The sequence below is a fragment of the Symmachiella dynata genome (genome assembly GCF_007747995.1).
Taxonomy (GTDB): Bacteria; Planctomycetota; Planctomycetia; order Planctomycetales; family Planctomycetaceae; genus Symmachiella; species Symmachiella dynata.
The window spans coordinates 124590-136950 of the sequence record NZ_CP036276.1; the positions used below are offsets into that span (position 1 = coordinate 124590).

The window sequence follows — 12361 nt, forward strand, 5'->3', positions numbered from 1 at the left end:
CATTCGAGATGAGTCACGCGTTCCATTCCTAACTTAGCGGACGTCCCTCCATGGCGACCGAACCCCAACAATCCGAATCCGGACTACCGGAATCTGATACGGCGCTGGCCGATGCGCCGAGCGTAGAGGGTTTGGAAAACGTCGATGATTTTCAGCCGCCGTTGGGTCTTGTGGCCAGATTGATGGACAAGTTTCGGGGCGTGGCCAGCAGCGCACAGGATTGGGTCACGCCGGCGAATTTGAAATTGGCCGGTTTTACGACGGTCGGTTTTTTGTTGTTGTTCGCCGGGATCTACGTCGCCACACGCGAGGAAGGGCCAACGAACTCCGAGAAATTAATAGAGGCTCTCGAATTTTTAAAAACCGGCGATGATGGACCCGCGGCACGCATCGCTCAAGAAATCCAGCAAGAAGGTTTCCAAGATCCTGATTTTCCGGGCGGCGACCAGTTTATCTTGGGCATTGTTGCATTTCGGCAAGCTGAGAAACTGACCGAGGACGAAGGCCGCGAACAAAAGTATCTAGTGGCCAAAAGTTTCTTGGAAGAGGCTCAGGAACGGGCCTTGACTGAAGAATATGAAGCGCAATGGGCCTATGCTCTGGGCTTGAGCATGTATCGCATTGGCCGGGCCAAGGCGGCGCAACCGTTGTTGGAAAAAGCGGTGGAATCCTACGCCCCCGGCAAGATCGAATCGGGATTGTTGCTGGCGGACACGTATGTTTATTCAAAAACGGCCGAAGATCTGGCGAAGGCGCACGAGCTGAACATCGCCATCGCTGCCTCACCCGAATTGAACGATCAACAGCGCGACCGTCTCTTTTTGCAGCGTGCACAAATTTTGTATGCGATGGACAAGCCGACCGAAGCCGAAGAGGCCTTGGCCAATGTCCATGCGGAAACCGACGGAATTACTATTCTGCGGGCTGAGGTGCTCATGAAAGCCGGCAAGTACGGTGAGGCCTTGGAAAAATTACGTCCCGTAGAAGCGGGCAAGGGTCTGCAACAAAAGTTTCCACGACAAGCACGGTACCTGATGGGATTGTGCGAACAACGGTTGGCCCAACGGGATCGCAGGAATCAAACCGTCCATTACGACGCAGCTCGCAATTATTACGAACGCACCTACAAACAATATCGTGGATCACACGAAGCTGTCGCGGCGCAGTTGTGGGCGGCGGACATTTTGAGACGGCAGGATTTTCACGAAAAGGCGCTGGAGACCTACCACGATGTCCTGCGGCAGGTACACAACCCGAGCGACTTCAGTAACAAATGGATCGACGTCAAGGTATTTCGCGGTGTGATTTTGGATGCCTGGAATTCCTGGAACGAGATGCAGTTGTATCAACACTCGATCGCGCTTTCCGAACACATGGCTCCACTGTTTCCTGCGGCTTTGGCCCGGGAATATGCGGCGTTGGCAAATCAAAAAGCTGCGCAGCATCTTGAGGATCAACTCGCGGTTGCCGACAACCAGAAACGTCAGCAACGACAAAGCGAACTCGAAAACCGCTGGGTACGTAGCGGGCAAGCCTTCGCACTCCTGGCTGCCGAGCGAAAGACGTCTGCCGAATATCCCACCGATTTGTGGATGGCGGCAGAGCACTTCTTGAAAGGGCATGACTATCAAAGTGCCGTGAACTACCTCACGTTGTTTCTGAATACGAATCCCACTAAGCAGTTGCCCGCCGCCTTGGTGCTCAAGGGTCGGGTCTTGATGCAACTGCATTTGTTTGAGGATGCCCTGAAACATTTTCAAAGAGTCATCACCAGTCATCCCACGCATGTCATGGCCTTTCAAGCGCGGCTGTTGATTGGCACGTGCTATTTCGAAACCGATCGCCATGAATTGGCGGAACAAACTTGGCGGGAAATGTTGATTTCCGACCAACTGACTCCTGCGGCGGAGGAATGGCAAGACGCGTTGTTTGGTCTGGGAAAACTGCTGCATCTCACCTGTGAAGAATTGGCGATGCAAGCCGCGTTGGTGGAAGCGACAGATCAGGAAGCTGCGGAAAAACTGAAATTCACCGCGTATCGGCGCTGGGACGAAGCGATCATCCGGTTGGATGAATATGTCAAACGATTTGACCTCCCGACAAAGGCAACCATCGACCCGCGGCATCGCGAACGAACCAAAATGTTGATGGAGGCTCGCTACTACCTCGCCAAGGCGTGTCAGCGCAGCGCCGAATATCAGCAAACAAAAATGAAAGCCGCTGAAACCGAAAACGCCCGCAACCAGTTTTTCAACCAGATGAAACAACTGCTTGATCAATCCAACAGTAACTATGAGCGGTTGAAGACGGAATTGTTGTTGGCGTCGGATGCGGGCCGCATCGACGCGTTGGGGCGTGAGTTCTTGCGGAACTGTTACTTTGAAATCCCCAACAACTTTTTCAATTTCCAAGACTATCACGGAGCGGTGATTCGTTATCGCGAAGCGGCCGGACGGTATCAAAACCATCCCGATGCACTACGGGCGATGGTCCAGGAAGCGAACTGTTATGACCGGCTCAATCGTCCGTTGGATGCCCGTGGGGCGCTGGCGCAGGCGAAATTTATTTTGGAGCAAATCCCAGATCAGGATTTTCTGGAACACAGCGAAGCGTTGAATAAGGACCAATGGAGAGATTGGTTGCAATGGGCTATTGAATTGCACAATCGACCCTCTGCTTAAAGACCTTCTGCTGAACGATACACGTTCTGTCTCGGCCACCTTTTATTTTTTTCTTGACTTCGAAACCATCCTATGACCGGATCTCCCACGTTCAACTTTGTGCGAATCTTCGCGGCACACCGCGAATGTTGCAGCCGGTTGTTGGAATTGTCCCGCAATCAGGATCGGTTAATCAATGAGGATGACTACACCCAATTGTTGGTCGTCTTGGGTAAGAAACAAAAAGTTTTGAACCAAATGGAAGAGTACGCCAAGCATCGGCCGCGGATTCAAGCTTTGTGGAAGATGCAACGCGATGAACTCGACAGTGAAACACGCCAACAATGTGAGGATTTACTCACCGGCACGGAGTCCGACCTCGCGGAACTCGTCCGACAAGAACAAGCCAGTACCGACCGCATTGAACAACGTCGCGCAGCCACACAACAGGATTTAAAAAACCTCGACCAAGGTGGCCGCGTGAGCGAAGCCTATCGCGATAGCCTGGCACCCGCGACACACCGCCGTTTGGACATCGGACAATGACCAACATTATTTCCACACACGATTCCAGTCGCCGTTTCAAATCAGCTGCATTGAATCAACCCATGGACCATCGAAACGACCACAACCTGAATGCCTCTCCGTTAAAAATCTACGGGGCTGACGTCCGTCAGGAACAGACACTCACCGCGCACGCGCTCGTGGTGGGCGATCAGCTTGACAGCCGTACCGCCGTGGTGGATGGGCTTGTCGAATTCGGCGGACGGGCAACAGCCGTCCATTCGCCCGCCGATGCCGAACTGTTGTTGCGCAGCCAGCAATTTGATTTGGTGATTTACAATGTGCACGAAGATGGCGAATCGGCGGTCGCGGCAATCACCGCACTGGTGACAAGTTCGCAGCCGACCCCGCACATTGTCATCGCTCACACTGCCGCTCCGTTTGCAATGATTGACAAGATGCAATCGCAGCCCTGTGTGGTGATCGCCCCACCCGTGAATCCGGAAATGCTCTGCAGCATCATACAGCAAGTATTGGCGCATGCTGAAATGATTGCGGAGAACACCCGCCTTACGCGACAACTTGCACAACGAGGAACACATGACATCGTCGGAAATAGTGCGGCGATTAGCGAATTGCGTTTACGAACTCTGCGCTGTGCCGATGGGGACGCGCCCGTGTTGGTTCAGGGAGAACCGGGCACCGGCAAGCAATTGGTGGCTCGCGTTTTGCATGATTTGGGATCACGAGCCCATCGTCCCTTCATCACGCTGGATTGTTCAATCTTGACCGCCGCACACTTGGAGCGGGAACTGTTCGGCGACACGGCAGTCGATTCGTTTCGAGGTGGTGAACCGCGACCGGGACGGCTGGACTTAGCGGCCGGCGGCACGTTGGTTGTGCAAAACATCGACGAAATGGCGTTCATGATTCAAGCCGACTTTGCACAGGTGTTGCGCGAGCGGCGGTTTCGCCGTTTGGGAGCAACCGAATACCGTCCGCTGGACACGCACATCATCACCACAACCCGCTACGACCTGAGTCATCAAGCGCGGCAGGGACTATTCCGTGAGGACCTACTCAAGGAAATCGCATCACGGATCCTCCCCACACCCGCACTAAAGAACCATCGCGACGACATCGCAGCACTCACAGAACATTTTCTCCGCAACATCGCTCTCAAACAGGGGAAACCGGCCAAACGTATTCCGGCGGCCACCATGGATATTCTGGCCAACTATGCCTGGCCGGGGAATGTTCAGGAGTTGGAAAATCTGATCGAGCGAGGGTGTGCCATCGACTGCGGTCCTAAATTGACCCCGGAACTGATTCGTCCCTGGTTGGCCGCCCCGACGCAAGACCACAACTCGTCCGAAACCGGCATGTCGCTGAAGGAAATGGAACGCAAACTCATCGAATCAACATTCGCGCGTTTTGCCGGCAACCGCGAAAAAACTGCACAAGCGTTGCAGATCGGTCTGCGAACGCTCTCTGGAAAACTGCGCGATTACGGCTATCCGCCGCGCGGCGGCCCCGGCTCCAATCAACCGTTCAAACGAGCTGCGTAACGAAAGGTTCATGTCATGATCAATTCAATATTGCAGTCCACCACAGTTCCGTTACTGGAACAGGTCGCCTCGTTCACCGAACGCCGCCAAGAAATCTTGGCCGGCAATATGGCCAACATCAACACCGACGATTACCGCATGCGGGATTTGGACGTTAAGAAGTTCCAATCTCTGCTGCGGGAAGCAATTGAACTGCGAAGCCAACCCAAACAATCCCAAAGCCAATACCCGATGCCTCCGTTTCCTTCTCCGGGGTTTCCGGGCGACAGCCAAGCAACACAACCCGATATTGCGGACTTGTTCACACCGGAAGTTTTCGAGGCGGTCCAAGCCCCACCCTACAACTTGACTTTTCAAGACGGCAATAATCGCAGCATCGAAGAAGAAGCGATGGAGATGACTAAAAACGGGATGCTGCAAAGTTACGCGATCGAATTCATCAATGCTCAAATGGCCTTGTTACAGCAAGTGATTTCCGAACGGGTCTAACACTTATTTTTTCTTAACGGCAGAACCATGTTCAAAACACTCGACATCAGCACCAGCGGCTTGACTGCCCAGCGGCAGTGGATGAATACCATTGCGGGCAATATCGCCAACGTGAACACGACGCGCGAACCGGATGGCGGGTCGTATCAGCGGCGGTATGTCAACTTCAGTGCCGACACATCACAAAGTGACGGGATGACCCGCGGCGTACCGGTCTCGTATGAAGTCAAATTGGACGAATCGCCACCGCGCTTGGTCTACGATCCCGGCCATCCCGATGCGAACAAGGAAACCGGAATGGTGGCGTATCCCGCATTTGATATCGTGACCGAATTCGTCAATGCCATCGCCGCCAGCCGCGCGTACGAAGCGAATATATCGGCTGTGGAAATGTCCAAAACCATGTTCAACAAATCGCTGGAGATCCTGGCTTAGTGCTTTGACACCAAGTGCACTGGGGTTCCACTGGCTTGGCCAGTGCAACAACCGACTGCCAGAACGACTGACAAAACACTGGCCAAGCCAGTGGCACACAACTTCCCCTTTCCCCCCTTTTATCGAAACAGACGATGCCCGGTTCCATTGGTGGATTTCAATCGAACTTGTTTCCGGCCATGCCGAAAATGCCGCACGCGCCCATTGGGGGCGCTGTCGGCGGCGCAGCCGGAGCGGACGCGCCGCAGGTCAATTTTCAAGAAGCCTTATTGAATTCCATCAACCAGGTTGGCATGCAGGAAAAGCAAGCCTATGCGGCCATTGAATCGTCGCTCGTCAGTGATGAGGACACTCAAGTCCATGCCATGATGGCTATGAAAAAAGCGGAACTCGCGTTTCGTACGATGATTCAGATTCGCAACAAGATGGTCGACGCCTACAACGAAATCAAGGACATGCGGTTTTAACCGCTGAAAAAAACCGCTGTTGTTCTCACACGCTCTTCACTTCACCTAGAAAACTTCAATAAACGCCATGGACGGCATTCAAAACATATTCAAACAGATCGGCGATCTGTGGCAGTCCTTTAGCCCCAGCCAAAAGGGAACGTACACGATGATCGTGGCGCTGCTGATCGCGGCGCCGCTGGTCTATTCCTACAAAGGCTCGGGATCGGATCACGTCCCGTTATTTCCCGGGATCGCTCTGAAGCCGCATGAGCTGCAAACGGTGCACAGAGCAATGGTTTCTACCGGTTTGTCGGGCTGGGATCTGGAGGGCATCGATATCGTCGTCCCCAAGGGGCGCGAAGCGGAATTTTCCAAAGCACTCGCAGGGCAGGGCGGACTTCCGCCGGAAATCTCGGACATTGTCATCAACGTGTTGCAGGATGAAAGCCCTTGGTCGTCGGGAGATGCACGCAAAGAAAAAACCGAAGAGGGCCGCAAGAAACAGGTCCGCCAACAAATTCTCAACATGGATGGTGTCCAGGAGGCCACGGTGAATTGGCCGCCGAAGGAACGCCAACGATATTTCGGTCAGAGTAAACCCCGTACTGGAATCGTCTCGGTGCGGATGGCGGGGGACCGTGAATTGATGCCGCACGAACGCAAATCGATGCAGGTCTTGGTTGCTGGTACGGTCGGGATTAGTCCCGACAGCGTTTCTGTGATCAACTTGGGCACGAATCGCGCCTACAATCCCCAGGACATCGATTCCAACGATATGTATTTCCAACGCCGCAACGAAGAAGAAACGTTGCTGCAGGAAAAAATTCTCAGCGCGCTGAGTTTCATTCGCGGTGTGGTGGTGACGGTTGCCGTCAAACTAGAAAAAGAAGAAGCCACGACGGAGCGGACCGTTTCCTATGACGCCAAGCCGATCGTGATCGAACAGACGACGTTATCCAAGACTGAAAATTCTCGCGAAAACAAACGCAGTGACCAACCGGGCGTCGTGGGCAATACGCCACTCGAAGTCCGTGCCACGGCCAAACCGGCGCAGGAGCGGGAATTTCAACTCGATGAATCCCAGAAGAACAGCATCACCGGTGGCAAAGAATCGTACGGTGTGATTCAAGGTCTACGACCAGTCTCCTCGACCGCCACGATTACCATTCCCGAAAGCTATTATCGAGAGCGCCTGGCAGACGAAGGTGTCCTTGCCCCGGGCCCCGAGGCTTCGGAGGAAGACAAGGCGGCGTATCAGGCCAAGGTCACGGCTGAAGAAACCAAGATTAAACCGCGGGTGACGGAATTGGTCTCCAAGTTGGTGACCGCTCCCCCCAGCGAAGACCCGACATCGTTGGTCACTGTGATCCGTGCGCCGTGGGCGTCTCCTGAGGTGGTGGAAGGACCAGGAATCATGGATACCGCAGGCGGGATGGTCAACGCCTACGGCCGCAGTGTTGGCTTGGGCCTATTCGCGTTAGCGGCGTTGTTTATGCTCAATCGCAGCATGAAAGCCGTGCCATCCGCGCCGGAACCGGATATTGACGCCATTTTGAATCCTCCCAAACCGGACGAACCAGAAGAACCGGTTCGCGAAGTCGAAGTCCTGCCCCCCTCGCGGCGGGACGATGTGCAACTTCTTGTCAAAGACAATCCCGAGATGGCGGCAGCCGTGTTGAACAAATGGCTCTCCAGCTAATCCATAAACGGAACCTGCATTTGTCGCCTCTTTTATTCTAAATCGACATCGAAATCGCTATGCACCCTACGAACGAATCCCAAATGAAACGAGTGCGTAAGTCGGCCGTCTTGTTGTTGAGTTTGGACCGGACCATGTCCGCCGAGATTCTCAGCCAACTCAATAAGGATGCGATCGAACAGGTTGCGTTGGAAATTGCACGATTAGACGACGTCACCCAAGAAGAACAAGAAGCGGTTCTGGAGGAGTTCTATTTGCAAGGACGAGCGCGTCGGCATATTGAATCCGGCGGGATTGAACACGCCTATGCTTTACTCGAACAGTCAATGGGAAAGGACGAGGCGGCGGAAATTATTGATTCCTTGCGGCAATCCATGAGTTCGGTGCCGTTTGGTTTTATGCATAAAGTCTCGGCGGAGAATGTGATCACCTTCATTATCGAAGAACATCCCCAGACGATTGCGCTGATCATGTCGCACTTGCCGTCGGGCTTGGCTGCCGAAGTGTTGGGGCGGCTGCCTTCGGATAAGCAGTTGGACGTCGTTCGCCGTGTTGCCACGATGGAACAAACCAGCCCGGAGGTGATTCGCGACGTGGAAAGCAGCTTGCACGCCCGGATGCGAACGATGTTTAGCCAATCGATGGAAAAAGCAGGCGGAGTCGGGTCGGTTGCACAAATTCTCAACGTTACGGATCGCATGACGAACAAAGGCATCCTCGAAAATCTCGAACAGGACAATCCCGATTTGGTCGACGAGATCAAACGACTGATGTTTGTGTTTGACGACATTCTCAAGCTCGACGACAAATCCGTGCAATCGCTGCTCAAGGAAGTGGACAACAGCCAATGGGCATTGGCGCTCAAAGGCGCTTCGGAAGACCTCAAAGCGAAAATTATGGGCAACTTGTCGCAACGCGCCGCTGCGATGCTGCAAGAAGAAATGGACTACTTAGGCCCCGTCAAACTCAGCGATGTCGAGGCTATGCAACAACAGATTGTCGACACAGTCCGCCGTTTGGAAGACAGCGGCGAAATTACCGTTGCCACTGGAAACGAAGCGGAACAATTGATCACGTAAGGGCTTTGCGACTGCCGACCAGACGCGGCAAACTTTCTGTTTTCCAGTTCAATCCTATTAACAAAGACACCTCAACCCCATGCCGGCCACACAACCCTCTCGGCTTCTCAAAGCCCACGACGCGCGCAACATTGGCTCAAAGGTCGCGTTCAATTACGAAGACTTGCGCCAACGATGTGATCAGTACATTGAACAGATTAGCGCACAGGCAAAACAAATTTTGCTCGACGCGCGGGCCGAAGCCGAACAATTGCGTGCCGAGGCTCAGGAGCAAGGGCACGCGCAGGGACTTGCCGCCGGGCATGAAGAAGGGCTCAAAGACCAGCAAAAGGCGATCGCCGATAAAGCGGACGAACTGTCGACCGCACGATTAAACGCAGCCTTACCCGCAATACAAGCGGCCGTAGATGCGCTCAACACTGAACGCAACCGTTGGTTGACCACTTGGCAGAACACGGCCATTCAACTCAGTGTGGCGATCGCCGAAAAACTACTGCATGCGGAATTGCAGCAGCGTCCAGAACTCGTGCAAGAGACGATCCGCGAAGCGCTGGAACTAGCGGCTGGTAATCCGCAAATCAAACTTCGTTTGAATCCTGACGACGCGGACCACCTGGGCGACTGGTGCGACGAATTGGTGGCGACCGTTTCCACCGCAGGAACGGCCGAAATTGTCGCTGATCCGCACGTCACCACGGGAGGCTGTGTGGTGGATACCAAACATGGCCAAGTCGATGCACGCCTCGAAACCAAACTCGCCCGCATCGCTCAAGAGCTGTTAGACGATAGCGTCTAAACAACCCAGGTTGAACGCGCCCTCTCCGACAGCAGAGGGGAATATTTTTCCGGCCACTGGCCACCGACCACTCGCCACTTGAAAAGCCACCATCATGCTTGCACTGGAAGAACAAATTCAACGCATCTTGCCGGTCGGACTGTCCGGCAGTGTGACGAAGATCGTCGGGTTGACCGTCGCTGTCAGCGACTTTCCGGCTCCGCTGGGATCGGTCTGTAAAATCGCCACCGAAAGTGGCCGCAGCGTCGAGGTCGAGGTGATCGGTTTTCAAGGCGAGCATACCTTGTTGTTGCCGTACGACGAACTGACCGGCATCCGCCGCGGCAATCGCGTCACCATGGTGCAGAGCGTTCCCGGCATTCGCGTCGGCGACCAATTGCTGGGACGCGTGCTCGACGGTCGGGGGCGGTTCATTGACTCCGGTGTCCCGGCCGCCTTGCCGCATCGTGCGCCGATTCACGCCGAGGCAACCTCTCCCTTAAAGCGGCCGCGCATCGATACCCCTTTGGGAACCGGCGTGCGGGTGATCGATGGATTATTGACCGCCGGCAAAGGACAACGGTTGGGAATCTTTGCCGGCAGTGGTGTCGGCAAAAGTGTGTTGATGGGACAAATGGCCCGAAATAGTACAGCGGACGTGAACGTGGTCGTCCTGGTGGGCGAACGGGGACGTGAAGTCCGGGAATTCATTGAGAAGGATTTGGGACCCGAAGGACTCGCCCGCAGTGTAGTGATCGTGGCGACCAGTGATGCGCCGGCGCTGCAACGCTTGCGGGCGGCGTTTGTCGGAACGGCGGTTGCGGAACACTTTCGAGATCAAGGAAAAGACGTCCTGCTGATGATGGACAGCGTGACGCGTTTTGCGCTGGCCCAACGAGAAATTGGTTTAGCGGCCGGCGAACCCCCGGCAACGCGGGGTTATCCACCGAGTGTTTTTGCCCTGCTGCCGCGACTGCTGGAGCGTAGCGGACGTAACGATCGGGGGAGCATTACCGGTTTTTACACCGTCTTGGTTGAAGCTGACGATGCCAATGAGCCGATCTCAGATACAGTACGCGGCATCCTTGACGGACACATCATGCTATCTCGAAAGCTGGCGCATCAGGCGCATTGGCCAGCGATCGACGTTTTGGCCAGTATTAGTCGGTCAATGCCCGACGTGACGACCGACCAACATCGCGCTGCCTCCGATGGCTTGAAACAACTGTTAGCCGCCTACCGGGAATCTGAGGACCTCATCTCGATTGGAGCGTACCAAGCCGGTTCGAACCAACAGGTCGACGTGAGTTTGAGAATGCGTGAGGCGATTCAACAGTTTTTGCAACAAGGCATGTCCGAATCGGCGGCATTGGACAGCACAATCGAGCAATTGTTGCAGTTGTCCCAAGTCCGTGAATCATTGCTGCAAAACAGTTCTGCAAGTGACGAAACACACGCTGCCTCGGCGTGACGACACGAGATTCAGTTTTCAACCCAATCTGCAAATTTACTAACAGGACATAGTTCTCCCAACGCAATTTGAGATAAGTCACGACCGTGCCGAAATTCCAGTTCAAACTCGAAACATTGCTCAACATGCGTTTAGGACGACGGGACCAATGCCGCCAGGCATTGGCGACAATCCTCAGCCACGACGCGGAGTTAGCAGCCCAAATGCAGCGCGTTGTGCAGCAACGTCTCGGGCAATTGCAGGAACTGCGCGATCTGAATTCGTCACGCAACATGAACATCGATGCCACAGCGGCGCGACGGTACTATGCCGGGCAACTGACGTCGGAAATCGCTGGGATCGAACATCAACAAAGCCTCGTTGCTGAGCAACTGGAAATCTGCCGCCAAACACTCGTCAAAGCAGATCAAGATGTCAAAGCTCTGGAGAATCTGAAGGAGAAGCAACAGGCGGAATTTATGCAACTCCAAGAACAGCGCGCTCAACGCGAACTCGAGGACAGTTGGTCCGCCACGAATCGAGATGAGGTGCCATTATGTTAAAAACCGGCATCGTGATCTTCGCCTGTTTCTGCATTGCAACCGTCATCACCGAAGCAGTCGGTTTAGGGGTGCTTTGGTCGCGGGGACAACTCAATCAGCGGACGTTTCGAGAAATTGAAGTCATTCTGACCGGCTCGGATTTGCTGGGTATCGACGTCCAAGACAACGAACAAGAAACGCGGCAACTCTCGCTGGATGAGATCAGCGAAAAACGGGTGACTGCGATTTTGGGCATCGAAAAACGCGAAAACCTTGCCAAACAATTGTTAAACGACGTCATGAAATTTCGCGATGAAGTGACCGCCGAGCAAAAGGCGTTGATCAAAGACCGTGAATCGTTCAATGCTGAATTGCAGCAGGTCAACGAACGAAACACGGCCGAAGCCACGGAACTGGCGCGAGGCATTCTTTTGGCCTCTTCGCCCAAGGTTGCCGTCGATCGTTTGATGGAATTGACCGTTGAGGAAGACGTCATCTTGCTACGAGGTATGCCTGACGAAAACATTGCGAAGATACTCAAGGAATTTAAAACAGGACTGGCACAGGAACGAGCACAACGCGCACGGCTTATCTACGAATCGATTTATCGCGGCGAACCAACCAGTTCCGTGATCAACAAACACTCCGAAAACGGACAACCACAGGTAGCCACCCCGGCCGGCTAGCCAACACAAATGGCACATGGCGAAA

At 54.2% G+C, this 12361-nt stretch carries 12 protein-coding genes; all 12 read left to right on the plus strand.

Annotated features, from left to right (window positions below; translation table 11 throughout):
• Nucleotides 1–50: 50 nt before the first annotated feature.
• Nucleotides 51–2681: a tetratricopeptide repeat protein gene (locus tag Mal52_RS00410; protein ID WP_145373649.1), complete on the plus strand. Its 2631-nt coding sequence runs from the start codon at nucleotides 51–53 to the stop codon at nucleotides 2679–2681.
• A gap of 72 nt (nucleotides 2682–2753) precedes the next feature.
• Nucleotides 2754–3206 (plus strand): hypothetical protein, encoded by a 453-nt coding sequence (locus Mal52_RS00415; protein ID WP_145373650.1) that lies wholly within the window; start codon nucleotides 2754–2756, stop codon nucleotides 3204–3206.
• On the plus strand, nucleotides 3203–4732 hold the full coding sequence (locus Mal52_RS00420) for a sigma-54-dependent transcriptional regulator (RefSeq protein WP_145373651.1): 1530 nt from the start codon (nucleotides 3203–3205) through the stop codon (nucleotides 4730–4732). Before Mal52_RS00415 ends, Mal52_RS00420 begins: the two co-directional genes overlap by 4 nt.
• 15 nt (nucleotides 4733–4747) lie before the next feature.
• Nucleotides 4748–5221, plus strand: a complete 474-nt coding sequence (locus tag Mal52_RS00425) for a flagellar basal body rod protein FlgB (protein WP_145373652.1) — start codon at nucleotides 4748–4750, stop codon at nucleotides 5219–5221.
• A gap of 27 nt (nucleotides 5222–5248) precedes the next feature.
• A complete protein-coding gene (gene flgC / locus Mal52_RS00430; RefSeq protein ID WP_145373653.1) occupies nucleotides 5249–5656 on the plus strand; it encodes a flagellar basal body rod protein FlgC in 408 nt (135 codons plus the stop codon).
• Between the two features lie 134 nt (nucleotides 5657–5790).
• Complete coding sequence (gene fliE / locus Mal52_RS00435) at nucleotides 5791–6123, plus strand: flagellar hook-basal body complex protein FliE (RefSeq protein WP_145373654.1); 333 nt, start codon at nucleotides 5791–5793, stop codon at nucleotides 6121–6123.
• 67 nt (nucleotides 6124–6190) lie between these two features.
• Complete coding sequence (locus Mal52_RS00440) at nucleotides 6191–7804, plus strand: hypothetical protein (RefSeq protein WP_145373655.1); 1614 nt, start codon at nucleotides 6191–6193, stop codon at nucleotides 7802–7804.
• A gap of 83 nt (nucleotides 7805–7887) precedes the next feature.
• A complete protein-coding gene (gene fliG, locus Mal52_RS00445) occupies nucleotides 7888–8883 on the plus strand; it encodes a flagellar motor switch protein FliG (RefSeq protein ID WP_145373656.1) in 996 nt (331 codons plus the stop codon).
• A 79-nt stretch (nucleotides 8884–8962) separates the two neighbouring features.
• A complete protein-coding gene (locus tag Mal52_RS00450) occupies nucleotides 8963–9679 on the plus strand; it encodes a FliH/SctL family protein (RefSeq protein WP_145373657.1) in 717 nt (238 codons plus the stop codon).
• A 94-nt stretch (nucleotides 9680–9773) separates the two neighbouring features.
• The gene (locus Mal52_RS00455; RefSeq protein WP_145373658.1) at nucleotides 9774–11129 is read left to right on the plus strand and encodes a FliI/YscN family ATPase; all 1356 of its coding nucleotides are present in this window, start codon (nucleotides 9774–9776) and stop codon (nucleotides 11127–11129) included.
• A gap of 86 nt (nucleotides 11130–11215) precedes the next feature.
• On the plus strand, nucleotides 11216–11671 hold the full coding sequence (locus Mal52_RS00460; RefSeq protein WP_145373659.1) for a flagellar export protein FliJ: 456 nt from the start codon (nucleotides 11216–11218) through the stop codon (nucleotides 11669–11671).
• Complete coding sequence (locus tag Mal52_RS00465; RefSeq protein WP_145373660.1) at nucleotides 11665–12336, plus strand: hypothetical protein; 672 nt, start codon at nucleotides 11665–11667, stop codon at nucleotides 12334–12336. The genes Mal52_RS00460 and Mal52_RS00465 overlap by 7 nt, the downstream gene beginning before the upstream one ends.
• Nucleotides 12337–12361 lie beyond the last annotated feature (25 nt).